Origin of the sequence: Stutzerimonas stutzeri, assembly GCF_018138085.1 — a bacterium.
Lineage (GTDB): Bacteria > Pseudomonadota > Gammaproteobacteria > Pseudomonadales > Pseudomonadaceae > Stutzerimonas > Stutzerimonas stutzeri_AI.
This window is the reverse complement of sequence record NZ_CP073105.1, coordinates 4,934,512-4,959,727: the sequence shown is the minus strand read 5'-3', so window position 1 is coordinate 4,959,727 and position 25,216 is coordinate 4,934,512. Positions and strand designations below refer to the sequence as shown.

Annotated in this window: 21 protein-coding genes and 2 pseudogenes; 18 read left to right on the top strand and 5 right to left on the bottom strand. The window is 57.6% G+C overall.

Annotation, left to right across the window (positions count from 1 at the left end; all coding sequences use genetic code 11):
• Positions 1-46 precede the first annotated feature (46 nt).
• From KCX70_RS22705 to KCX70_RS22625, 18 genes and pseudogenes are all read left to right on the top strand, one after another.
• On the top strand, positions 47-829 hold the full coding sequence (locus KCX70_RS22705) for a DeoR/GlpR family DNA-binding transcription regulator (RefSeq protein WP_212618882.1): 783 nt from the start codon (positions 47-49) through the stop codon (positions 827-829).
• Between the two features lie 2 nt (positions 830-831).
• Positions 832-2,682, top strand: coding sequence for a glutamine--fructose-6-phosphate transaminase (isomerizing) (glmS, locus tag KCX70_RS22700; protein WP_212618881.1), 1,851 nt, complete (start codon positions 832-834; stop codon positions 2,680-2,682).
• Positions 2,683-2,964: 282 nt separating this feature from the next.
• Positions 2,965-3,819 (top strand): TnsA endonuclease N-terminal domain-containing protein, encoded by an 855-nt coding sequence (locus KCX70_RS22695; protein ID WP_036997997.1) that lies wholly within the window; start codon positions 2,965-2,967, stop codon positions 3,817-3,819.
• Positions 3,816-5,984: a Mu transposase C-terminal domain-containing protein gene (locus KCX70_RS22690; RefSeq protein ID WP_003290891.1), complete on the top strand. Its 2,169-nt coding sequence runs from the start codon at positions 3,816-3,818 to the stop codon at positions 5,982-5,984. The genes KCX70_RS22695 and KCX70_RS22690 overlap by 4 nt, the downstream gene beginning before the upstream one ends.
• Complete coding sequence (locus tag KCX70_RS22685) at positions 5,981-7,441, top strand: AAA family ATPase (RefSeq protein WP_003118400.1); 1,461 nt, start codon at positions 5,981-5,983, stop codon at positions 7,439-7,441. Before KCX70_RS22690 ends, KCX70_RS22685 begins: the two co-directional genes overlap by 4 nt.
• A 15-nt stretch (positions 7,442-7,456) precedes the next feature.
• A complete protein-coding gene (locus KCX70_RS22680) occupies positions 7,457-9,121 on the top strand; it encodes a TnsD family Tn7-like transposition protein (protein ID WP_023121734.1) in 1,665 nt (554 codons plus the stop codon).
• A 294-nt stretch (positions 9,122-9,415) separates the two neighbouring features.
• Entirely contained in the window at positions 9,416-11,110 is a 1,695-nt protein-coding gene (locus KCX70_RS22675) for a TniQ family protein (protein ID WP_023121733.1), read from the top strand.
• A gap of 458 nt (positions 11,111-11,568) precedes the next feature.
• Positions 11,569-11,682, top strand: a pseudogene (locus KCX70_RS23385) (GlxA family transcriptional regulator); the annotation flags it as partial.
• Between the two features lie 119 nt (positions 11,683-11,801).
• Positions 11,802-13,394 carry a sigma-54 interaction domain-containing protein gene (locus KCX70_RS22670; RefSeq protein WP_031668848.1) on the top strand — a complete coding sequence of 531 codons (1,593 nt, stop codon included), beginning with the start codon at positions 11,802-11,804 and terminating at the stop codon, positions 13,392-13,394.
• 213 nt (positions 13,395-13,607) lie between these two features.
• Positions 13,608-14,156, top strand: coding sequence for an OsmC family protein (locus tag KCX70_RS22665; protein ID WP_023082837.1), 549 nt, complete (start codon positions 13,608-13,610; stop codon positions 14,154-14,156).
• Between the two features lie 22 nt (positions 14,157-14,178).
• Positions 14,179-15,318: an acyl-CoA dehydrogenase family protein gene (locus tag KCX70_RS22660; protein WP_023082836.1), complete on the top strand. Its 1,140-nt coding sequence runs from the start codon at positions 14,179-14,181 to the stop codon at positions 15,316-15,318.
• Positions 15,315-16,652 (top strand): FAD-dependent oxidoreductase, encoded by a 1,338-nt coding sequence (locus KCX70_RS22655; RefSeq protein ID WP_023082835.1) that lies wholly within the window; start codon positions 15,315-15,317, stop codon positions 16,650-16,652. The genes KCX70_RS22660 and KCX70_RS22655 overlap by 4 nt, the downstream gene beginning before the upstream one ends.
• A 27-nt stretch (positions 16,653-16,679) precedes the next feature.
• The gene (locus KCX70_RS22650) at positions 16,680-18,086 is read left to right on the top strand and encodes an ABC transporter substrate-binding protein (protein WP_042924922.1); all 1,407 of its coding nucleotides are present in this window, start codon (positions 16,680-16,682) and stop codon (positions 18,084-18,086) included.
• Positions 18,083-18,934 carry a nitrate ABC transporter permease gene (ntrB, locus tag KCX70_RS22645; protein ID WP_004350202.1) on the top strand — a complete coding sequence of 284 codons (852 nt, stop codon included), beginning with the start codon at positions 18,083-18,085 and terminating at the stop codon, positions 18,932-18,934. The genes KCX70_RS22650 and ntrB overlap by 4 nt, the downstream gene beginning before the upstream one ends.
• Positions 18,924-19,829, top strand: coding sequence for an ABC transporter ATP-binding protein (locus tag KCX70_RS22640; RefSeq protein WP_023082833.1), 906 nt, complete (start codon positions 18,924-18,926; stop codon positions 19,827-19,829). Before ntrB ends, KCX70_RS22640 begins: the two co-directional genes overlap by 11 nt.
• A 25-nt stretch (positions 19,830-19,854) precedes the next feature.
• A complete protein-coding gene (gene cynS, locus KCX70_RS22635; RefSeq protein WP_004350204.1) occupies positions 19,855-20,304 on the top strand; it encodes a cyanase in 450 nt (149 codons plus the stop codon).
• 107 nt (positions 20,305-20,411) lie between these two features.
• The gene (locus KCX70_RS22630) at positions 20,412-21,233 is read left to right on the top strand and encodes a sulfite exporter TauE/SafE family protein (protein ID WP_023082831.1); all 822 of its coding nucleotides are present in this window, start codon (positions 20,412-20,414) and stop codon (positions 21,231-21,233) included.
• 8 nt (positions 21,234-21,241) lie between these two features.
• Complete coding sequence (locus KCX70_RS22625; RefSeq protein ID WP_249121686.1) at positions 21,242-22,042, top strand: MBL fold metallo-hydrolase; 801 nt, start codon at positions 21,242-21,244, stop codon at positions 22,040-22,042.
• Between the two features lie 231 nt (positions 22,043-22,273).
• Here KCX70_RS22625 and KCX70_RS22620 read toward each other — a convergent pair whose 3' ends face one another.
• The 5 genes and pseudogenes from KCX70_RS22620 to KCX70_RS22605 all read right to left on the bottom strand — a co-directional run bounded on the left by KCX70_RS22620 (position 22,274) and on the right by KCX70_RS22605 (position 25,166).
• Complete coding sequence (locus KCX70_RS22620; protein ID WP_235569949.1) at positions 22,274-22,822, bottom strand: nitroreductase family protein; 549 nt, start codon at positions 22,820-22,822, stop codon at positions 22,274-22,276.
• A pseudogene (locus tag KCX70_RS23375) lies at positions 22,777-23,047 on the bottom strand (integrase); the annotation flags it as partial. The pseudogene KCX70_RS23375 and the gene KCX70_RS22620, both read right to left, overlap by 46 nt.
• A gap of 284 nt (positions 23,048-23,331) precedes the next feature.
• The gene (locus tag KCX70_RS22615; RefSeq protein WP_058076430.1) at positions 23,332-24,552 is read right to left on the bottom strand and encodes a hypothetical protein; all 1,221 of its coding nucleotides are present in this window, start codon (positions 24,550-24,552) and stop codon (positions 23,332-23,334) included.
• Positions 24,553-24,633: 81 nt separating this feature from the next.
• Positions 24,634-24,879, bottom strand: coding sequence for a hypothetical protein (locus tag KCX70_RS22610; protein WP_152987111.1), 246 nt, complete (start codon positions 24,877-24,879; stop codon positions 24,634-24,636).
• Positions 24,880-24,905: 26 nt separating this feature from the next.
• Positions 24,906-25,166, bottom strand: coding sequence for a hypothetical protein (locus tag KCX70_RS22605; RefSeq protein WP_152987112.1), 261 nt, complete (start codon positions 25,164-25,166; stop codon positions 24,906-24,908).
• Positions 25,167-25,216 lie beyond the last annotated feature (50 nt).

Genomic DNA, 25,216 nt, shown 5'->3' with positions numbered 1-25,216 from the left:
TTTAGGTTTTGATTCGCGGAGTTTTCTTTCGAATCGAAACTTAAGCATGTCGAAACGCAACACTCCGCAGCGACGCCACGCCATACTCGCCCTACTCAACGAGCAGGGCGAGGTGAGCGTCGACGAGCTGTCCAGGCGTTTCGAAACCTCTGAAGTGACCATCCGCAAAGACCTCGCGGCCTTGGAAAAGAATGGCCTGCTGCTGCGCCGCTACGGTGGCGCGGTGCCTTTGCCGCAGGAGCTGATCGGCGACACCAGCCAACCCGTCTCGCCGTGGAAGCAGGCCATCGCCCGAGCCGCCGTTGGCTGTATCCGTGAACATGCGCGCATCATCATCGACAGCGGCACCACCACCGCGGCCATGATTCCGCAGCTGGGCCACAAGCATGGCCTGCTGGTCATGACCAACTCGTTGAGCGTTGCCAATGCGTTGCGTGAGCTGGAGCACGAGCCCACACTGCTGATGACTGGCGGTACCTGGGACCCACATTCCGAGTCGTTCCAAGGGCAGGTGGCCGAACAGGTGCTGCGCTCCTATGACTTCGACCAGCTGTTCATCGGCGCCGACGGCATCGATCTGCAACGCGGCACGACCACCTTCAACGAATTACTGGGCCTTTCGCGGGTCATGGCTGAAGTGGCTCGCGAGGTCATCGTGCTCGCCGAATCCGACAAGATCGGTCGGCGCATACCCAATCTGGAGTTGCCTTGGGGCGACATCCATACCCTCATTACGGACGAACGCCTCACGGTCGAGGCGCGTTCGAGCATTCAGGCCCGCGGCATCAAGCTGATCTGCGCGGCCATCGAAACCTCTCAGGAGACCTGATCATGTGTGGCATCGTCGGCGCGGTTGCTGAACGCAACATCACTGCAATTCTGCTCGAGGGCCTCAAGCGCCTGGAATACCGAGGTTATGACAGCGCTGGCGTGGCCGTGCTGGATGCCAAAGGTCAGCTGCATCGCCTGCGTCGTTCCGGCAAGGTAGCCGAGCTGGAGCAGGCACAACAGCAGGAAGAGCTGGTGGGGCGTCTGGGCATCGCCCATACCCGCTGGGCCACCCATGGCGCCCCCTGCGAGCGCAACGCGCACCCGCATTTTTCCGGTGACGAGCTGGCGGTGGTACACAACGGCATCATCGAGAACCACGAGGCCCTGCGTGCGCAATTGAAGGCGCTGGGCTACGTATTCGTCTCCGACACCGATACCGAAGTCATCGTCCATCTGCTGCGCCACAAGCTCGACGAGGTCGGCGATCTGACCGTCGCGCTCAAGTCAGCGGTCAAGGAGTTGCACGGTGCCTATGGCCTAGCCGTGGTCAATGCCAAACAACCCGATCGGCTGCTTGCCGCCCGCAGTGGCAGCCCGCTGGTCATCGGGCTCGGCATGGGCGAGAACTTCCTCGCCTCCGACCAACTGGCCTTGCGTCAGGTGACCGACCGTTTCATGTATCTGGAAGAGGGCGATATCGCCGAAATCCGTCGCGACAGCGTGCAGATCTGGGATGTCGATGGTCAGCCCGTTGAACGCGAGAGCGTGCAGTATCACGAGGGCGCCGAAGCTGCCGACAAGGGCGAATACCGCCACTTCATGCTCAAGGAGATCCACGAGCAACCCAAGGTGGTGCAGCGCACCCTGGAAGGCCGTCTCGGCGATCACCAGGTGCTGGTGGAAGCTTTCGGCCCGCAGGCCGCCGAGCTGTTCGCCAAGGTGCGCAACGTGCAGATCGTCGCCTGCGGTACCAGCTACCATGCCGGTATGGTCGCGCGTTACTGGCTGGAAGAGCTGGCAGGGATCCCCTGCCAGGTGGAGGTCGCCAGCGAATTCCGCTACCGCAAGGTGGTGGTGCAGCCCGACACGCTGTTCGTGACCATTTCCCAATCCGGCGAGACCGCCGATTCCCTCGCGGCGCTGCGCAATGCCAAGTCGCGTACGGCCGAGGAGGGGCGCTACCTTGCCAGCCTGGCGATCTGCAACGTCGGTATCAGCTCGCTGGTGCGCGAGTCCGATCTCACCCTGTTGACCCAGGCCGGACCGGAAATCGGTGTCGCCTCGACCAAGGCGTTCACCACCCAGCTGGTCGGCCTGTTGCTGTTGACGCTGTCGTTGGGCCAGGTGCGCGGCACGCTGGCACCCGCGCTGGAAGCCGAACTGATCGACGAGCTGCGTCGCCTGCCGACCCGTCTGGGCGAGGCGTTGGCGATGGATACCACCGTGGAAAAAATCTCCGAGCACTTCGCCGAGAAGCACCACACGCTGTTCCTCGGCCGGGGCGCGCAGTATCCGGTAGCGATGGAAGGTGCGCTCAAGCTCAAGGAAATTTCCTACATCCATGCCGAGGCCTATCCGGCCGGTGAACTCAAACACGGCCCGCTGGCGCTGGTCGACGCGGACATGCCAGTGGTGACCGTGGCGCCGAACAACGAGCTGTTGGAAAAGCTCAAGTCCAACCTGCAGGAAGTGCGCGCGCGCGGCGGCGAGCTGATCGTCTTCGCTGATCGCGAAGCGGGTATCGAGAACGGCGAGGGCACCTTTATCGTCAGCATGCCGCACATCCACGATGTGCTGGCGCCGATCCTCTATACCCTGCCGTTGCAGCTATTGTCCTATTACGTTGCAGTGCTGCGCGGCACGGACGTCGACCAGCCGCGCAACCTGGCCAAAAGTGTGACGGTGGAATAACAGCCGGCTGGCGCGGTAAACACACTGGCTTCACGGAATAAAGATTGACACAAAATAATAAAGTCTGACACAAGCTATTATAGTTTGACACTAACCGTAAGCCCCTGTATCTAAAAGGGTTTTCTGTTTTTATGCTAGGCCGTTCGTCAGGAGCCGCTGCCTTAATTTTCAGCAGGAGTATTCTGGAAAGCCCTACGACATGGCAGCTTGTTAGCTCATGTTTTCCTATAACTACTCTCTTGCCGAACGAGGGGAGCGGTCCGGACGGACTTAGGAGGGCGGGTGCGAGGTCGTAGGTTTGCTTCAAATCAGGATATCGAACGGCACATCGCCAATGGGTTTGGAGCTGGCGCCGGAGCTGAGTATGTGCCTTGGTTACGTGTTCAGGATGTCCCTTCGATGGGGCGTTCCTGGAAAATCCAAGGTGTTAAGATTGATCGAATTCATCACCTCTTATCCGACCTTGAACGGGCGTACTTTTTACTCTGTGAGTTTTCAGAGGACGTTGTAGATATCCGCGAGCAGTATCCCCTACTGCCGGTGGAGAGCACCCAGGCGATCGCCAGGGCTATCGGTGTACGGTATCCAAAATACAAAACGACCTCTGTTCCTATGGTAATGACCACTGACTTTTTGCTGTCTGTAAAGCAGCCAAATGGAGACGTAAAGTCCGTTGCCAGGACGATCAAATACGCGAAAGACCTTCAAGGAAAAGGCTGTGCTCGCACGTTAGAAAAACTCGAAGTCGAGAGACGGTTCTGGGTGAGCCAAGGTGTAGACTGGAGCATCGTAACGGAGGAGTTGTTTACGCCCGATTTGATCCTGAATCTCGTATTTCTTCGCAAATTTGCCAAATTGCCTCGTGCCTTGATGGATGTCCCGCTGCATTTGCAATTCATCGAGATACTTGAATCAATAAAGGGTTGCCCTTGGTCAACGTCGGAGAGCTTGCGCAAGATTGGACACCGATTATCCATACCGTATACCGATGCTCGCGACATTTTCTTTAATTTGATCTGGCGGAAAACTATTAGGATTGAATTAAGTGGTGCGCCGTTACAGCTCAAGTCACCTTTGCCAGACTTCAGTGTTTTTTATCCCACTGAAATATCCACACTGAGCGAGAAGTCGTCATGAAAATTTCAGTTAATGACGTCTTTGAGCCTGTCACGGAACTCTCCTTGCTCTCTACTATGGCGAGAGCAATTCACCTCGACGAGAAGCACGACGCACTGATTGTTATGGATCTAACGGATCCTCCTAGGAAGCCGTATTCGATTGGTCTTGAGGAATTCAGGGTGTCATTGGTATCAGGCGATACAAAGCCTGTGGTGATGGCAGTGCCAGAATTTCTACTGGTTTTGGAAGAAGATCTCGACGAGCGCGCGAGGCGTGATAGAGACCAAAAATGGGCTCTGATTGCGCCACTTTTGGACCCGGCCTATCCAGGGCAAATATTTGTTCATGGCGAGATGGGCCGATTGGTAAGTGATCGCGCCGCTGAGGCGGGTGTGCAGCGTAAAACGCTATATCGTTTGTTGTATCGATACTGGTTTTACGGGCAAGTAAGAAATGCGCTTCTTAACAACTATTCTGCTGTAGGTGTTGGGAGTCGTAATTACTCCGCTGATAAGCCGCCGGGACGAAAGCCAAGGTTTCAAGGGGTGTTAGTGTCGCCTGCCAAATTACTAAGCGATATCGACAAGAAGTGTATCCGAGTTTGTTACGCGCTTTACGTAAAGAACAAGAAGTCGACGATTGATAGCGCGTACAACAAAATGCTCAATAAATATTATTCGGAGAAGCGGCTTTCTAAAAATCCCGAAAACGAGGTCGTATTGCTTCCTCAATCTGAAATTCCGACGTTTAACCAGTTTAATTATTGGGGAAAGCAGTTCTTTGATGATACCGAGACTGATCGTGGACGCATGGGGTTGACGAAGTGGCTGAAGGATTGCCGTCCATTATCCGGTACCGTCCGCGACTGGCTTAGAGGTCCTTGTCATCAATTCGAGATCGACGCGACCATCGCTGACATTTACTTGGTCAACAGCTACTCCCGACGAATGCTTATCGGTCGCCCCGTGGTGTACATCGTAGTCGACAGTTTCTCAGGGATGATCGTTGGCCTTTATGTAGGCCTTGAGGGGCCTAGCTGGAACGGAGCTCGACAGGCGCTGTTCAACGCGTTCACCTCCAAGGTGGAGTTCTGCGCGCAAAACGGTGTTGATATCACTCCTGAGGATTGGGACTGTCGTCATCTGCCACATCAAATCTACGCCGATAGAGGTGAAATGTTGGGGGCTGCTGCTGAGGGGCTCGCGTCTGGCCTGGGTATCGATATGGGGACGGCCCCGCCATACCGACCGGATTGGAAACCGATGGTCGAGAGCCGCTTCGGCATCCTGAACGACTTAACCGGTATTAGGTGGCTCCCCGGCGGAGTAGCAGCCCGAGAGAAGGAACGCGGTGAGCGTGATTATCGGCTCGACGCGACGCTGAATTTGAAGGAGTTCACCCAAGTCCTCATCGAGTGCATTCTTCACTACAACCGTTTCCACCGACAGCCGGATCGTCTTACCCAGGCGATGATGAACGATGGCGTGGAGCCCACTCCGATGGGGATTTGGCGGTGGGCGTTAGAGAACGACCTTATCCAGCCTAACAAGCGACCTGACGAGCTGATTTATCTCAATCTGCTGCCTCGGGAAAGGGCCACCGTCCAAAAAGGTGGCGTGTTGTTTCGCGGCATGCATTATCTCTGCGAGATGGCTATCGAAAAAAACTGGTTCGCAAAAGCGCGTCGCAATGGCGTCTGGGCGATTGATTGCTGGTTTGATCCGAACTCTGCGGCGCACATCTGGATCCAGGACGAGAACAAGGAGTTCCTGCGTTGCGACCTGCGGAGGTCGGATGCGAAGTATGCGGATTATCGCTCGGACGAGATCTACGACCTCTTGGAGGCCTACAGGCAAGTGCCGCCAGCTCACAAACGAGCTGAACGGGAAAGCCAAGTTGGCTTGGTCGATAAAGTTGAGCAAATTGTCGGCAATGCAATGGCCGAGAAAAAGCTTGAACCCGCAGCCGGCTCTAAGGCTGAAGCAGTGGCTAATATCCGCGAGAATCGTACGGAAGAGCGGTTATTGGAGCGAGAGCAAGCGACTGTACCTGACGGTATACGTGCGGATCCCGTTCAACCTGATGCTCAGAGCCCTTCCATTGTCAGAGAGTCGTACGCTGGGCCGCGCACCGCGCAGGTTATCGATTTACTCAAAAGAGTTCGCCCGGGGCAGCCCAAATGAGAGGTGCTAAAGCTCTTGCGAGCTATACGAAGCAGGCCATCACTGAGTACGCGGGAAACCCTCTGATCGAAGCGCTGCCACCAATTCTTGACGAAGCGGCGGCTGCCGAGCTGATATCAAATTTTCCCCAGCCGGTAGCACCTGAGGAGCTAGAGCTCGACGGGGCAATGCGGATTCACTGTATTGATCGCTTGAGGACGGTTGTGCAGCCGTTTCTGCTGCACCTAGAGCTAGAGTCCCTGTTATCTCTGCTGATCCGTCGTGGATATGTTGGCCGTAATCCAACTAGCGCCTCCACAGTCAGGCACCTGCATTCTTTGTCAGGGGCTCAGCGCTATCACGATGCTTTCAAATCAACAGCTGACACTTTCAGCGTTGTGGGACTGAGTGGTATTGGGAAGTCCACCGCACTGCATGCCATTTTAAGCTTGTACCCTCAGACGATCCGACATGAGCGTTATGAGGGTCAGCAATTCGTCCACACCCAGATCACCTGGCTCAAGCTTGATTGTCCACGAGATGGCTCGTTGGCTGGATTTTGTCAGCAGTTCTTCCACGCGGTTGGCCAGGCACTCGGCGATCAGGACTACCACAAGCGCCACCGGCATCGAAATATCAACGATGCGCTTCAGCAGATGGAACAGGTAGCCAGCACGTTTTTTATCGGCGCCTTGCTCATTGATGAGCTGCAGAACCTTCACCTGGCCAAGACCGGGGGTAAGGAAAGCATGCTGAATTTCTTCCTTCACCTGGTGAACAATATCGGTATCCCGGTCGTGTTCATCGGGACGAATTCGATGGTCAGTCTGTTCTCGGACGTAATGCGTGTCGCCAGGCGCAGTTGCGGTGGGGGGATGATCGAGTTCAAGCGCTTCGAGAAGGAGGATGACGAGTGGCGTTTTCTGGTCGAGAACCTTTGGAGCTATCAGTGGTGCAAGCAGGCGGCTGAACTGACTCCTGAGATTTTTGACGCGCTGTACGAGCACACCCAGGGTGTGACTGACTTCCTGGTTAAGTTATTGGTGCTGAGCCAGCGCTATGCAATTCAGAGTGGCTCCGAGTGTCTGACTGCCGAGACGATCGTCAAAGTAAGCAATTCCAAGATGCAAATACTCAGGCCAGCGCTATCGGCTCTGCGTAGTCGCGACCCTAGTCGCATGCGCAAGTTCGACGACCTGCTTCCCATAGAGGAGCAGTTGATGGAAATGATGGCGTTCAACGGACTTGGGCGAGCAGACCGTCTCGCTTTGCTTCGAGGCGTAACTCCAGCTGCACGGGCAAATACTGCGTTACCGGAAGCTACTGTGAGCAAACCTAATGCGCCTTCAGCAGTTGCCGTGGAGGCTTCTGAAGCGAAGGTGTTCAGCGAGCATCCCGACACCCTTGCAGAACTGAAGTCAGCTGGCTGGATAACCAGGGATCTCTTCGAGTTCTCGCCGGCCTACCGCCGATTATGATTCGAGGGTCGTGTAATGGAGCTGAAATTCCATTTCTTCCCTGCTGCGTTCCCCGACGAGACGCTTCACAGTGTCCTATCCCGCTATGCCCGGCTTTGTGGCGGGCATAGCCGAAAAGCCGCTTTCGCTGGCGATAGGGCTGCAATCTCATACACACAGAACGTAGCGTTTCCCTGTCGATTGGGTGACTTAGCCGAGTCACTTCCACCTGCCACGGATCTCTCGGTATCCAAAATAATTACATGCCATACCGTTCTGCCCTATTACGCGCCCTTTCTCACCGACGATCAGGTGCGGCATGCTCGTACCTCAATGGCCGGGGCCGGCAAGTGGCTGATGCTGAAATTAGGAGTCAACGCCAGTCGGATCGAGGTCGCTTCGAGAGTACGATTCTGTCCTGCTTGCCTCAATGAGGATATCGTTCGGGTTGGCGCAGCGTACTGGCACCGTGTTCACCAGCTTCCCGGTGTATTGGTATGTCCCCACCACGGCCATTCGCTCAAGGTGGTGGATCCCAGTTGGTATAGCCGCAACTCATGGCAGCTCCACCTGCCTGACGAAGACGATGTACAAGCTCATTCATATCAGGTCGATGCTGATCTGGAGGCTTATCCAGTGCTGCGTCAAATAGCGCTCCGATCAATGCAATTGCTTGCGCTAGACCTCAAACCTCTTTCACCCACTGCAGTGCGCTCTTGCCTTGTTCAAAGAGCTGTAGAGTTAGGCCTGACCCATGGCGCATCGCACCGGCTGGATCTATGCCGTTTGGCCGCACATATGGCCGGCGTTTTCAACGCTCTGCCTGCAGCTTGGGAATACTCGATTCTAGGAGAGTCACCCGCAGATCTACCCGCGACTTGGGTCACCAAGCTGCTACGGAGGCCAAGGCATACGCACCACCCACTCAAATACATTGTGCTGGCCACCGCCCTTGGGGTTGATCTGGCTCATCTCCAGTGCAGCGACAAACCATCAACGCCAGCTGTTAAGCGATCATCGCCAACTGGTGTCGGCTACCCAAAAGCGAAACTTTCTAAGGCCCTGCTAGAGGGGCTAGAAGGCTTACCTGCTGCTGTTTGGGAGCTAGCACTTGCAGGGTGCGAGGCTCGGCAGATCGCCTCTGTGCTTGGAGTCTCCCAAGTGTATGTGTATCGAACCATTCGTGCCGTCGATGGCGGCTCGCAGGTCTGGAAAGACGCAAGATTTCAAAGCAAGCGCCTCAGGCGCCGAGCAACTTTCGAGGTTGAATATCGGGGCCTGCAAGCTCACCAATGCAAAGATTACATGTGGCTGTATCGCCATGATCGAAACTGGCTCTCAGGCTGCATCGCCAAACATGCAGGTGCTCATACAAGCCGCGCTGATAACACCGATACATTCGCTACTCTCGACGCGAATCTTGCTGAACAGATCAGGTGCTGTGCGCAGCGCCTTCGAGCAGGATCGGGAAAGCCTATTTTGATCTCTCGCGCTAGGATAGGGCGAGAGCTGCATGTCCTTTCACGCCTTGAGAAACAACTCTCCAAGCTACCCCTTTGCGCCAGAGCACTGGAGCAGACGTGCGAGTCTATTGAGGAGTTTCACGTTCGTCGCCTGCAATGGGCCAAGGAGAAGCTGGCAGACGAGCAGCGAAGCGTAACCCGGTCAGCATTGTATCGGACTGCTTGCATCAGACCGTAGTCACGTGCACCACTGCGCGGCACTGTTTCACTTTTCTTCGTACATATTTTTAAGAAAGTGTGAGCCTTCGTAAGACCCTCATTAGGGTGTGGCTCATGATATTGCTGGTGCAAACCTGAGTTAACTGCTTTTCGCAAAAAAGTGTGAGAGTGCAAAATTGGTGTGGCTCCTGTTCGCCATATTTTCGTGTGCTTTTAATATACTTACTCTGTAAAACCTTATGTTATGTGTTAAAAATACGCCGCGTCGCAGAATGCGTGTACTTCCAAACATTATCTCGTTAGTTAATTATCGATGTCTGATCTGCTATTTTTCCCCATGTCCATGCCGGACGAGATGTTGCATTCTCGTATCACGCGCTACCACTTCCTTTCAGGTAACAGGACTGCAGCTGAAACCTTCCAAGACCTGTTTGGCTCGGCACCCTTCAGCGTAGGGCTCCTGCCAAAGCAGATTGAAGTGCTTGCTGCCAGACTACCTGGTGATCCAGAAAGCAATCTCGACGAGCTGATCTGTACCAATACGATGTTTCCAGCTTACAGGCCCTTTCTAGGGGTCAGCCAAGGGGTGGAGAATGCCCCAGCAGGCTCCAGTTTATTTGGGGTGGCTCGTATTCCCCGCCGAGAGGGTGCGGTCCACGGGAAGGCTAAGCTCTGCTCCACCTGTGTGCAGCAGGATCTGCTTGAAACGGGGTACGCATACTGGCATCGCTCACACCATTTGCCTGGTGTGTCAGTCTGCTGGCGTCATGGTGAGCCGCTGATTCACGCGTGCCCCAAATGCTCTCACCCGTTCTTCCGTAAGCTTCGGCTACTTCCAAATCCGACTGATCCGTGTGTATGCGGCTGGAGCGCTCTCGATCCTGCGACAGTTAGGCAGGGCACTGTGCTGGAAAAGAATTTTGCGCAGTTCGCCTACGAAGTACTGCAGCGTAAGTTTCCGCTAATGAGTTGTGAAACGTTAGGTGCAAGTTATGTACGACAATGCAGAAAGCGAGGTTTCGTACACGGAAACCTTGTTGGTACTGCGAAACTATTTGACAGTATCCGCACGAAATATGGAGATGAAGCCCTGTCTCGAATGGACAAAGCTTATGAAGCAGGTAAACACGATCAATGGATACGGTTTAGATTTTACAATGGCCAGATGGATATGCCCCTCGCCCGGCATATGATCATTGCGCAGCATTTATTTGGGAGCGCGGATGACTTTGAGTCCGCCTTGCAGAAAGAACTCATTCTTCAGCACGCGGCAGGTGCAAAATTACGTTTAAAGTTGGAAAAGCCTCAGCTTGGTAGGAAGGCGCAGCATCGTCAGAAAATAGACACGATCTTGGCTGTACGAGCGAATGTCGATTTGGGGTATCTCTGGGATAACGCTTACCAAGCCACCCGCTGGCTTACGGAGCACGACAACGCATGGTTGATGGAGAAGCTCAGTACGCCAAAGCACGTACCTGAAGTAGTCGAGGAGGTTAGCGATCCCCGAGACAGCGCGTTTGCTGCCGTTCTTCTAGCGGGTGCTGAGGATCTTTATCGAATTTCCAAAGGACAGAAGCGGGTTAATCTCAGTAATCTGCAGAAACTCCTACCCGTGCGTTTACCTCCCTGCCCAAAATTACGTAAACGTAGATTCCCCTTGGCTTCTCAGCAGGCTGAACTCCTCATGGAGTCTGTTTGGCACTTTCGATTGAGAAGGCTAATTTGTGCTCTTGCCGATATGAAGAGGCTAAAACTTCCGATGAACACTGGAAGCCTGGGTCTGGTTTCCAGCGTGTCGAACACTATTTTTCAAACCCTCGTCAGTTTTTTTGAGTGGGACTTGGAGGAGTTTTTAAGAAACGGCGTGGACTCAGAAAACCTGCTTAAGTCCACTGGTGTACCAAGGGATTGGCAGGGACCTCCTGACTTCAACCGGGTTCTGGGAGGTACTGCATACTATCGGAATAAGGCTGTAGCTGGGCAACTGGAAAAAAGCAGCGGTGAGTGAGGGGCCTGTGGCGCTGCCCCTGTTTCGGTTCAAAGTGACCTGCTCTATTACCCACCCGCTCGGCACACTATCGAATGGCTGGTATTCGGCCGCCGCACACCGGTGAGGTTGAATAGGCCTGCCAGCCCCCGTAGGTGCACCATTAGAGCAAGGAATTTTCCAGCTTCGCAATGAAGGGGCTAGAACTCTCTAGAGTGGGCATTATAGGCTTTTATAGTCAATTATAGAGTGATTATAGAATCCGTTCTGGGCGCCTGATTTACGCTGCCCGCTTCCGGCCAGAAGCGGGCGTTCACGAAGCTCAATTTGTGGTTCACAGGCGTCTACGAAACTAGGAGAGGTTCAAGCCCGTTGATCGGATACGACGAGTTCATGCTTTTATCGCCGCGCCTGTAGTCGCTCGCGAACCGCAGCCTGCTGTCCTGTCACCGCCTGAATTTGAAAAGCGCTGGCAGACCATCGCCCGTGAAACGGGCTTCCGCGACCGGCGCCATCTACGCGAAGCCTTCGTCCGCGGCTTCGGTGTGCCGCCTCAGGCCGTCAGGCGAGATGTACGGAGTATGCCGGCTTGACCCGGCAAACCCAGTCAAACGCCGGTATCTGCAGCTAGCGGGAAAGTCGTTAGCTGGGCCCGCAAATTGCTTCGAATGCCCACTGACACTTCGCTTATGTCAGACAAGGTAAGGCCATCATGAACAGCAGTGATAAAGAATCGGAGAGTTCACCCGCCTTCTGGCGGACTCAAGAGATGTTGCTGCTACAGCAGGTAACCGCACTGGCCGGGCGGGACTTTTCTCCCGAGACCGTAATGAGGGAGATGCTTCACCTACTGTCCGAACTGTTGGGGTTGAACCGCGGGCGAATCGTGTTGCTCGACGAATCGGGCCAATCGAGCCGAATCCGCTATGCCTACGGACTGACCGCAGACGAAGTCAGCCGCGGGCGTTACGCACCAGACGAAGGTGTAACCGGACGAGTACTGGCTCGAGGTCAGTTGATCATCGTTCAGGACATCGATAACGATCCGCTGTTTCTCGGCCGCATGGTCGCGCGTAACAACCTCCCTTCCGGGCCGGTTTCCTATATCGCATTACCGATCCAGATCGGCCAGCGCACCATCGGCGTACTGGCCTGCCATCGCATCCGCAGCCGAGCACGCCCATTGGCAGATGACCTCACCATCCTGAGAATCCTGGCGACGTTTGCCGGGCAGATCCTCCATCTGGAAGAACACCTTAGGGAAAAAACCGAGGCGCTCGAACAACGCAACGCCCTACTGGCCCGGGCACTGGAGACCCGCTCCAGCCGCTACGGGATTATCGGCAGCGCGCCCCAGCTGCTGCGCGCGCTCTCAGAACTGGAGCGCGTTGCGAATACCACCGCAAGCGTGTTGCTGCTCGGCGAGTCCGGAACCGGCAAGGAGCTGTTCGCGCGTGCATTGCACCTGTCCAGCCCCAGACGGGACAAGCCGTTTATCCGCGTGAATTGCGCAGCCATTCCCGATTCGCTATTTGAGTCGGAGTTGTTCGGCTACGAGCGAGGCGCCTTCACCGGGGCGCAAACGGCGCGTGCCGGCTGGTTCGAGCAGGCAGATGGCGGCACCATTTTCCTCGATGAGATTGGCGAGCTTCCGCTGGCCATGCAGACCAAGCTGCTACGTACGCTGCAGGAGGGCACCATCACCCGCCTCGGGGCCAAGCGCGAGCTGCACATCGACGTCCGGCTGGTGGCAGCCACTAACCGTGAACTGGAGACCGAAGTCGCCGCCGGCAACTTCCGCCAGGACTTGTACTACCGGCTAAACGTCATCCCGATACGCCTGCCCTCGCTGGCTGAGCGCCGGTCTGACATCCCCGTGCTGGTGCTGCACTTCCTCAACCGGATCAACCAGGCCAACCAGCGAAACGTCAGCCTAAGTGCCGAGGCGATTAAGCGCCTGCAGCGGCATGCGTGGCCGGGCAACATTCGCGAGCTGTCCAATGTCATTGAGCGAATGGTGCTGCTAGCCGACCACGCCCTGTTGAGCGCAGCGGACGTCGACCGCTACCTGCCACGGGAGAACGAGCAAGCTGCGCCGACACCTCCCCTGGCCACGTCACCGCCCAGCCTCCCTGCCTATATTGAGGACATCCGACCTTACGTCTCGGTGACCTCCCATACTGCCGATGCGCTGCGCCAGGCGCTGGACCGCTGTGGCGGAAACAAGACGCGCGCCGCTCAGCTGCTGGGCATGACCGCGCGCCAGTTCCACTACCGCTGGCAGAAATTGGTAGCCATTCGCTGAAGCCGAACACAATGTCGACAATGTCAACATTGTGTTCGACTCTACTCCGGTTCAGCGAAGGAAAAAATCAGACCAAAACCAAATTAGCACCCCGTAACAGGCTGAAATGTAAAGATATTTTTAAAATCTTCGACAGCTGGCATGGCAGTTGCGATATCCCATTCAGCCAGGACTGACATCGCGTTGGTACTGATGAACTGAATGGAGAGCACCATGAACGCACCTGCACCTACCACCGTTAAAACCTACCTGCGACCGATCGATCGAGACGGCCTGATGGCCTTCGCCGAGAAGGGCCGCAACAACCCGGCCAGCCGCGGCACTAACAAGGTCCGCACGGTCATGCAGGGCATGTACCGCAGCCTCAGCTATGTCGGTGACCACGAGGCCGTTGTGGTCGACGAGCCTCTGCACCTGTTCGGTGAAGACACGGCGCCCGCTCCGGGCGAGATCGTGCTCTCCGGGCTGGGTGGCTGTCTTGCCGTAGGAATTACAGCAGTGGCCACCTGGAAGCAGGTCAAGCTGAGCAAGCTGGAAATCTTCCTGGAAGCCGACATTGGCAACCCAGCGGCGTGGGGTGCCGGCGGTGCACCGATGCAACCGGAGCAAATGGGCTTCCAAGAGATTCGCGTAAAGGTCTTGGTGGAGGGCGATGCCACTCGCGAAGAGCTCGACGAGATCGTCAAGCACGCCAACTTCTACTCGCCCGTGGCCAATAGCATGCGCAATCCCATTCCGTTCAGCATCGCGCTGGCCGACTGAGCAACGCATCGAGGAGGTCGCCATGAACAGTGTCGCCGCGCCCGTTGCTGAGCTGACACCCAGCGTAAACGACAAAACCATGCTCCAGCGGGTATCCGAGATAGCCAGCGGGCCTCTCGCCGAGGCCGCCAACCGTATCGACCGGGAGGGTTACTACCCGTTGGACATCATGGCGCGCCTCGCCGAGGTGGGCGCGTTCGGCGCGCATCTGGACCGGCGCGGGGCCGACTTTGGGCTAGCGCTAGCAGCTAACAGCGAGATCGCCCGCAGTTGTGGGTCCACCGGCTTTCTCGCCTGGTGCCATAACGTCTGCGGCCTGTACATGGAGCAATCGGCGAACCCGGCTCTGCTGGCGCGCTTGAACGACCACGTCGAAGGTCGTAGCTTCGGCGGTACCGCACTGTCCAACCCGATGAAGGCCATGGCCGGCATCGAGCCGATGCTGCTGCGCGCACAGCGGGTGCCAGGCGGCTATCGGGTGAGCGGTTCACTGCCCTGGGTCAGCCACATCGCCCCCGGGCAATACTGCGGTGCGATCGCGGGTGTCGATCGCGCCGACGGTACTCGTTCCCACGAGATCATGTTTCTGCTCGATCTCGACGAGCGGGTCGACCTCAGGCATTGCCCCGCATTTTCCGGCATGGAAGGCACCAGCACCTGGGGCATCCGCCTGACTGATCACTTCATCGGCGAAGACCAGCTCATCGCCGACCCCGCCGGCCCTTTCGTCAACCGCGTCCGCGCCGCCTTCATCCTCCTGCAGGTCGGAATGGCGACCGGCCTGGTGCAGGCCAGCCTGGACGCGATGAACGAGGTCGAGCCGGTACTGGGGCACGTCAACCAGTTCCTTCATGACCGTCCCGACGTGCTCCAAGCCGAATTTGCCGAGCTCAATTCACGGGTCGCCGCGCTGGTGCGCACCCCTTACGAAACCGATAAGGACTTCATGCTCGACGTGCTCGATGCGCGCGTACAAGGCGCCGAGCTGGCCCTGCGTGCGACCCAGTCGGCCCTGCTTCACCAAGGCGCGCGCGGTTACCTGATGAGTGCCGGACCACAACGACGCATCCGCGAGGCGCAATTCGTGGCGATCGTTACCCCGGCGATCAAGCACCTGCGCTACCAGATGAACCGCCTGATGCAGGAGGCCCAGCCAGCATGAGTGCAATCACCCAAGCCTGGCGGCAGTTCATTTGCCGCGCCTGTGGCCTGATCTATGACGAAGCGCTCGGTGATCCGGACAGCGGGCTGGCGCCCGGCACCCGCTTCGAGGACATTCCGGATGACTGGGAATGCCCGCTTTGCGGCGTGACCAAGCTGGATTTCGAACCCTACGTGATGCGCGAGGCGCCAGCTGCCGTGGCGATGCCGGTCGGGCCTCGCGAGACAGGCATCGTGGTGGTCGGTGGCGGACTGGCCGGCTGGTCTGTCATCGAAGCCATCCGCGCCATCGATCAGAGCACCCCCATCACGCTGGTCAGCGGTTGCAAGGGCGACCTTTATCACAAGCCCGAACTGTCCGTTGCGCTCAGCCGCGGTCAGTCGGCCGACAAGCTGGTGCGCGAGCGCGCCGCCGAGGCCGCTGCTCGGCTTGGCGTGCGCCTTTTGCCGGAAACCTTCGCCGTAGGCCTATCCCCACGGCTCCGTCAACTGCGCACCACACGCGGCAACCTGAGCTACACCCGGCTGGTTCTCGCTCAGGGTGCCCGCCCCGCACTGCCCGTTGCGCTGCCGGCCGAGCTCTGCTGGCGCGTCAACCACCTGCACGGCTGGGCCGGCCTGCAGGCGCGGCTGGCCGAGCGCAGCCCCCAGGACGTGGCGGTTATCGGTGCCGGGATGATCGGCTGTGAGATCGCCGAGGACCTGGCGCGAGCGGGTCACCGGGTCACGCTGATGGATCGTCAGTCTTTACCACTGGCGAACCTGTTGCCCGAGCCGGCGGCCCGCCGTCTGAACGCCGCGCAACGCCAGTTGGGCATCGAGCTGCTCGGCGACGTCGAAATCGCCTCGCTGACCTCGCTCGCCGACGGCCGCAAGCGCCTGCTGACTCGCTGTGGCCAGCGCCGTGACGTGGATCAGGTGATCGCCGCTACCGGCCTGGCCACCGAACCCCGCCTGGCGCGCCTGGCCGGTCTGGACTTCGCACGCGGCATCAGCGTCGACCCCGCCACGCTGCAGACCAGCGACCCGGACATCTATGCCCTGGGCGATTGCATCAGTCTTGGCGGTATGCCCTGCCGCTTCATCGAACCCATCGCCCGTCAGGCGCGAGCCATCGCCGCCCATATCGCCGGCATGCCGGGCGCGCTCTATCGCCACAGCGATCCCGTCATCAGGCTGAAGACCGCCTCCTTGCCGATCGCCCTGCACGGCATGCCTCATGCAGACGGGCATTGGCATGTCGTCCAGGAAACCGATGGCTTTCTGCTCATGGAACAACGAACCAACGGCACGACTACGTCAACGCTGCGGGTTGGCCGCGCCGACGCCGCGTGACTGCAGACCAAACTGGAGGGTACAGACATGAGCGACAATAACTTCTTCCGCCCCTATTCGGAGCATGCCACGCTGACCGGTTGTGCCTGCGGAAAGCACGAAAGCCCCGAAGCGCATGATCGCGCTGCGGAACAGGCGCGACTGGCACGCTCGCGCGACCGGGAAATGCTGTCGCAGGACTTCGTCGAGGCCGCGGCGGTGCGCGCGCTCTTCCCTAACGACGTGACGCGCCGGCGCTTTCTCCAGGCGGTCGGTGTCGGCACGGCAATGGCCGCCATCTCCAGCGTGCTGCCGCTGACGTCACTGCAGGCGATGGCCGATGAGCGCGGGCCGCTGGAAAAGACCAATCTGAAGATCGGCTTCATCCCCATCAACTGCGCCACGCCGCTAATCATGGCTGACCCGCTCGGGCTGTATCAGGAGCAGGGCCTGTCGGCAAGCCTGCAGAAGACCGCCGGCTGGGCACTGGTGCGCGACAACATGCTCAACGGCGAGCTGGACGCATCACACATGCTCGCCCCCATGCCGTTGGCGATCAGCATGGGCCTGGGCTCGAATCCGCAACCGATGCGGGTCGCCACCATCCAGAACATCAACGGCCAGGCCATCGTTCTGGCGCTCAAGCACAAGGAAAACCGCGACCCGAAGAACTGGAAAGGCTTCAAGTTCGCCATTCCCTTCGAATATTCGATGCACAACTTCCTGCTGCGCTATTACCTCGCCGAGCACGGGCTGGACCCGGACCGCGACGTGCAGCTGCGGGTAACGCCGCCGGCCGAGATGATCGCCAACCTGCGGGCCGGCAACATCGACGGTTTCTTCGGCCCCGAGCCGTTCAACCAGCGCGCCGTGTATGACCAGGTCGGCTTCATCCATGTGCTGTCGAAGGACCTTTGGGATGGCCATCCCTGCTGCTCCTTCGGTGTATCCGAAGCCTTCATCAAGGAAAACCCCAATACGTTCGCCGCGCTCTACCGCGCCATTCTCAACGCCGCCGCCATGGCTCAGGACAAGGCCCAGCTGCCGACCATCGCCAAGGCGATCTCGACGCCGAATTATCTCAACCAGCCGGAGACGGTGATCCTCCAGGCGCTTTCCGGGCGTTATGCCGATGGCCTGGGCCAGGTACAGAACGAACCGCAACGCTCAGGCTTCGACCCCATGCCCTGGTACTCCATGGCCACCTGGATGCTGACCCAGATGAAGCGCTGGGGTTACGTGAAGACGGATGTTGATTACAGCGCGCTGGCCGAGCAAGTGTTTTTGCTCACCGACGCACGCCGGCAGATGGCTGCGCTGGGCATGGCCGAAGCCGAGGCTCAGCTGGCCAGTGGCTACAAGCCGTTCGAGGTGATGGGCAGGCCATACGATCCGACCGCCCCGGACGACTACCTGGCCGGCTTCGACATTCCACGCATGAGGACCCGACCATGAACAATCATCTTCGCCTGAAGGCGGCGTTGGTCTCGGTATTGTTACTGGCCGCACTGTTGCTGGTCTGGCAGACCGCCACCCATACCCCCGCCCAGCAGACCGACGTGAGCGCGGCAGACGCCGAATACGCCGCGCTCATGGGACAAACGGCCGAGGCGCCGAAGAAGGACGGCTTCCCCACGCCGGCGCAGTTCTTCGAACTGGCTGGCCAGCAGCTAAGCGAACCCTTCTACGACCGCGGCCCGAACGACAAGGGCATCGGTATCCAGCTTGCGCATTCGCTCGGGCGCGTCGCGCTCGGCTATCTGATCGCACTGGCCGTAGCAATTCCACTCGGCTTCGTGATCGGCATGTCGCCGCTCCTGTACCAGGCACTTAACCCCTTCATTCAGGTGCTCAAGCCCATCTCGCCGCTGGCCTGGATGCCGATTGCGCTCTACACCATCCGCGACTCATCGGTCTCGGCAGTGTTCGTGATCTTCATCTGCTCGATTTGGCCGATGCTGATCAACACCGCATTCGGTGTAGCCGGGGTGCGCAAGGACTGGCTGAACGTCGCACGCACGCTGGAGGTATCGCCGCTGCGCAAGGCCTTCTGCGTGATCCTGCCGGCCGCGGCTCCAACCATCATCACCGGCATGCGCATCTCCATGGGTATCGCCTGGCTGGTCATCGTCGCGGCCGAGATGCTCATAGGCGGCACCGGTATCGGCTACTTCGTCTGGAACGAGTGGAACAACCTTTCGCTGGCCAACGTGATCTTCGCGGTACTGATGATCGGTGTCATCGGCATGCTGCTCGATCTCCTTTTCGCACAACTGCAAAAGAAGGTGACCTATGTCGACTAAAGCATTCCTCAAGGTCGAAGGGCTGAGCAAGCGTTATCAGCCAAGCCAGCCTCCCGTATTCGAGAACATCAACTTCAGCCTGGAACAAGGCGAGTTCGTCTGCGTGATCGGCCACTCCGGTTGCGGCAAGAGCACCATTCTCAATGTGCTTGCCGGCCTGGAGGAGCCAAGCAGCGGTGGCGTCGTCATGGCCGGCAAGGAAATCGCCGGTCCGAGTCTGGACCGTGGTGTGGTGTTCCAGGGGCATGCGCTGATGCCCTGGCTGACGGTCGAGCAGAACATCGCCTTCGCCGTGAAGTCCCGACACCCGTCCTGGTCGCGCCAGCAGATTGCCGAGCACGGTGCACGCTTTATCGAGATGGTCGGCCTGACCGGCGCTGCGCAAAAGAAACCGGCGGAGCTGTCCGGCGGCATGAAACAACGCGTCGGCATCGCCCGGGCCTTTGCCGTCGAGCCGAAGATGCTGCTGATGGACGAGCCATTCGGCGCACTCGATGCGCTGACCCGCGGGGTGATCCAGGACGAACTCGTGAAGATCTGCGCGGCGACCCGGCAGACCGTGTTCATGATCACCCACGATGTCGACGAGGCCATCCTCCTTGCCGACAAAGTGATGTTGATGAGCAACGGGCCCAACGCGCGGATCGCCGAGATCGTCATCAACACGCTGCCGCGCGAGCGAACCCGCGAGACCATTCATCACGACCCGCAGTTCTACCGAATCCGCAACCACCTCGTGGACTTCCTGGTGCGTCGCTCCAAGACCATCCAGCAAGGTGGCGAAGGCGTGCTCGGCGACCAGCCGCTGATCGTCCGCCCGGGCCTCGATGATACCGACCCACCACCGCCAGACCCGCGAACGCAGCAACCGCTGCGCCGCATCCACGCTGTTTGACTCCACCTACTGTAGGAACCGATCGATGATTACCGACCGCGCACAAGTTACCGAGATGATCATCTCCGCCAAGGTCACCAAGGGCATCAAATGGAGCCAGGCCGCCGAGGCCATTGGCAAGAGCAAGGAATGGACAACCGCCGGCCTGCTCGGGCAGATGGCCTTCGACAAGTCCCAGGCCGAAACGCTTGGCAAGCTGTTCGGCCTCACCGACGAGGCCGTGGCCTGGCTGCAGATCGTGCCGTACAAGGGCTCGCTGCCTACCGCCGTGCCGACCGACCCGCTGATCTACCGCTGGTACGAGATCGTCAATGTCTATGGCGGCACCATCAAGGAGCTGATCCACGAGGAATTTGGCGACGGCATCATGAGCGCCATCGATTTCTCCATGGATATCCAGCGCCAGCCGGACCCGAAAGGCGATCGCGTGAACGTGGTGCTGTCGGGCAAGTTCTTGCCCTACAAGAGCTACTGACCGCGCGGCCTTCCGACCCCTCGAACTTCTGTATGCAGGTTCAGCGCGCCGCGGCCATCGGCTGCGGCGACGAACCGACGTTCATCCTTGCCCAGCGGAGAACCCGTATGGATCCACTGTTGCTTGGCGGCGTCGCCGGCGTGCTGGTTGGCCTGAGCATGGGGCTGACCGGGGCGGGCGGCGGTGTACTGGCGGTTCCGGCACTGACGATGGTGCTGGGACTGGACTTGCACCAGGCCGTACCGCTTGGCCTGCTGGCGATCGGTAGCGCCGCACTGCTGGGCAGTCTCGATGGCTTGCGCCACGGTTTGGTGCGCTACCGGGCCGCGCTGTTCATGGCGGCGATCGGTGTGCTCACCGCATCGCTCGGTACCCGCCTCGCCCATAGGCTGCCGACCGACGCGGTGATGCTGCTGTTCTGCCTCGTACTGATCGTCATCGCCGTGCGGCAGTGGTCGCAGGGCATGACGCCGATCGCATCCGGCATCGCTGACGCTGCCCTGTTCAAGCCGTGCCGGCTGGCCCCGGACAACTGGCGCTTCTGCTGGACGCCCCGTTGCTTCATGCATTTTGGCGCGATTGGCGCCTCGGCCGGATTGCTCACCGGGCTGCTCGGGGTGGGCGGTGGATTCGTCATCGTTCCGTTCATGCGCCGCTACTGCGAGCTCGGCATGCAAGGGGTGGTGGCCACCTCGCTTGCGGTCATCGCGCTGGTTTCGCTGTTCAGTGTCGGACAGGCGTTGCATGCCGGGATCGTCGTGCCCCCGGCAGGTTGGCTGTTCATCGGCGCGTGCGCGCTCGGCATGGCAGCCGGGCGGCTGATGGCGGCGCAGTTCAGGGCGCGCACCCTTCAGCTCGGTTTCGCCGCGCTTGCCGCTGGCGTAGCCCTGGCGCTGGGCGCGCGCAGCCTTACCCACCTGCTTGCTTGAGAATCCTAATGACTCTGGATATCCGCTCGTTCTTCGATCCGGTCACCTCGACCTTCACCCATGTAGTTCATGCGCCAGGCCAGGCGCAATGCGCCGTAGTCGATGCAGTGCTGGGTTATGACCCGGTCACCCGCCTGACCGATACGCACATGGCTGATGAGGTGAAAGCCTATATTCAGGCCAGGGGGCTGCAGCTCCAGTGGTTACTGGAGACCCATGTCCATGCCGATCACCTGTCGGCCGCCAGCTACCTGCGCGCCGAACTTGGCGGGCGTATCGGCATCAGCGGCCGGGTCATGAAGGTACGCTGCACGCTCGTCGATCGGTACGGCCCGTTCCAGCAGAGGCCATACGACCACTTGTTTGCCACGGACGAAATGTTTTACATCGGTCCGCTGCGGACGCAGGCGCTTGCCGTGCCGGGGCACACGCCCGCCGATATCGCCTACCTGGTGAATAATGAGGTCGTGTTCGTTGGCGACACGCTTTTTCCACCGGACGTCGGCACAGCGCGTTGCGACTTCCCAGGGGGCAGTGCCAAGACACTGTATCGCTCCATCCAGCGTCTGCTGAGTTTGCCCGCGCATGTTCAGATGATGATGTGCCACGACTACCCGCCTCGCGACCGCGCGCCCATTGTCGAGTGCACCGTTGCTGAACAGCGCTCGACAAATATTCATGCGCGAAGTGGCATTTCAGAGGCCGAGTTTATCGAGATGCGTACCCAGCGCGACCGGACACTTCCAGCCCCACGCCTTTTGGGGCCATCCATGCGTGCGAATCTAGGGGGCTTGCAAACTGATCGTTGAGAAGCGGATAGGATCAGGCCGCTTCGCCTCAAGTTGCCAAGCGAGTAGCCGCCCCGCTACGGAAAAGCATGTGCGCCCGGACGGGTCTACTACGTGACCGCAATCAACAGCGCTGTTGAGAGCCCCCGGCGGAATAAGGCCCGGACTTGCTGTCGTTTGCATCCTACGGGCCAAAACAACTTCGTCGATATCAGCGATGCACGCCCATCTGCCAGACATACCCTCCTGCCATCAGCGAAACATGAATATTCGCTCAGCCGGCAAGCGCGACTTTCCAGGACCGTCTCCGTTGTCACGACTGCGATAGCCCAACGCGACCAAGAGCACGCCGGTCAGCCCATGTTGTGGCAATTGAAAGGCTGCATCGACCGAGGCCTGATCGAAATGCTCCATGGGTACGGCGTCAATGCCCAGCGCCGCCGCGCGGGAGATCAGAGAGCCAAGAGCGAGATAGACGTGCTTCTCCATCCAATGAGCCAGATCCTTGCGCTCATAACGGTGCAGGTTGATTCGACGTGCACGGGCGTGATGCTGAGCGATCTGAGCGCTGTCGTCTGAAAAGCGCCCCTCCGCAGCCTCCTGCGCCAGTAAAGCCTGGAGGTGCGAGTCACTCATGTCGGAAAGTCTGCAGAGCAATATGAAATGAGAGGCATCGAGCAGTTCGAGCTTTCTATTGGCATCGACCTGTTTGGCTGCATTTGCAAGCTGCGCTTTGGTTACCGCGCTTTCGGCAACTGAACTGGGCGATGAGTTTTCTGCTGCATTACGATGGCTCGCGATGACAAGTGCTCGCCATGAGCAACGTCGCGCACACGGAGCTTGGTTAAATCGCAGGCTCGCAGTTTGCTGTCGATGGCTAAATCGAAGAGTGCCAGATCTCGGGTTCTCTCGGCGATTTACAGTCTCACTCGGATCGCCCAGATATCTCTCAGGCAGCGGTGCCTTCTGTCCGACTAATTTTCCTTTGTTCCAGGGCTGATGGCTGTACGTAGCAATGATGTTCATGGAAGTGTCCTCCGCATACGGGAGGACAAGGATGGTTAGCTCGGGCAAGGGACGCTAACCGGCCAGAAGCGGTCATTCTGTGTCTAGTAAAACCAGGGCGATTGAAGATTACTAGAAAAGGGCCGCATCAGCGGCCCTTGTTGTTTGTGGATTAGACATGAATGCGATGAACAGAAAGAGATTTGGAGCATCAACGCTTTCTCTCTACGGCGCTCAAACACTCATGCAATTCATTTTTTCTTGGATGAAATACTACTCGGCCTATTTAGCGAAGAGCTCAAGCGCTAACCAGCAGGCTTTTCAATAGATTTGGAGCCAACAACAGCCTTATCACTCTCGATTTGATTTTTCACAGTCACTAGACGCGCTTCATTTAGACTAAGAGCAGATGCCACTTCGGCATACTTATCCCAAGTTATTGGCTCCCCCTTAACCTTGCCATTCAAAGCAAAATGATCACGGTACCTGCCAATTAGGCTTTCACGGCCACTGGCATCCATATATCTCTTGGGGGTCAATCTAATTTGCACAGATTTTGCATCTTGCCAAGATGTGGTTTCCAAAAAGTTATTCGTAATACCCTCTTCCCCGCTTACGGAAAATTTCACCTTGCGAGTTTCTCCGGGTTTAAGTCCTTTGACCGATTCAATGCTCGTGAATTTATCAGTCTTGAACGCGCGACCTTGACCATTCAGGAAAATGTCGGCAGAGAAAAACATCCCGTCGACCGTCATTTTTGACGTATTCTTGACTTCGGCTGAAAAGACTATTTTTTTGTCGAAAAATTTGGTTTCCACCATGCCGGTATTAATAAAAACTGGCTGCATCGACATGTATTCGTTTGTTAATAACACGCTTCTACCGCTGGCAATCGCCTTCTCAGTTTCGGCAACGACTGGATAGAGCTCTTTGAGCTGCGCGTTGAGTTCAGAAATGGTTTTTTCCAGGCGCACCAGTTCTGCCTCGTTTCTTATCAAGCGGGCGCTAGCATACGTATATGCTTGATACTCGGCATAAGAATCAAATCCCTTTTTCTTTGCGATTTCTCTCTCGTAAGTATCCTTGATAAGGCCATATACATTCGTCGCGATGTAATTAAATGTATCTGCGTAAGAATATTGGCTTCTGGTGGATTCAGCGCCACCAGAAACTGTTTGATTCTCATATTTTATGTCTTGGAATGCCGTGTGCTCTGAAACGCTGGTGTGAACGACGACTTTAGCCTCACAGGAACGAGACTGCGCGTTCTTGTCTGCAGCGAGTGTTACGATTTCGGCAAGTTCTATATTCGTAATGTAATCCATTGCCCCTTCAGGCATTTCCTTTTGGATTCTCGCCTTAAAGTCTTTGATTATTCTTTCTTTCGTAACTGACGAATCACATTCCACTTCACTATCGAAGCATCCGGCCAGGCTCAACGCGATGCTCAGGAAGACTACTTTCTTTACGTGCTTTATTACCATTACACAACCATCCAATTGCATATATAGATGAAATATCAGCATCCACACTGGTTCCTGCCAAGAGCAATAGCCCTTATCTATCCCTTGAGCCAGCAGAGATAATGAATAGCACTTAATGAGCGCCTAATCCGGAGCCACAAAATATAGATGCTCCCCCTTATTGAGTACCGACTTAGGAACTGAATTTCTCGCGCCCGGATTATAAATGTAAAACCAGTCCGGGAGAGTTTCGGAAAGGCGCTCTAGCTCTTCAAGTTGCTTATAGCTATTCAAGCGACCAAAACCAAGTACCAGCGGGCCGTAGACCTCACCATTGCGCTGCATAAAAACAGGGGCAGGCTCTTTTTCAGGCGTTACACCAGCCACCATGTCAACTAGCTGGGTAAAGGAACCGGTTAACCGTTTTCGCCATATGGCTCATCCAGAATGTATTGAAGCTTCCTCGATGCGATAGCGGCCTTTTCTTCCGGTGACTTATCAGAAATTTCCGCCCACGCCTGATTGACGGCCTTTTCAGCTACCGCAACCGCCTCTTTTCCTCCGGAGGGAGCCAAGTCGGCAGGAACCCACGCCGCAATTTGGTAGTGGCTGCTAGCGGACGCTGGAGCGAAACCAGATAGGAGGATCATGGACGGATCTAAAGTTACGGCGGACATGACCAGCTGCTCGTTACGGTAACCATTAGGGTCAGCCCCGGAAGCTTTTG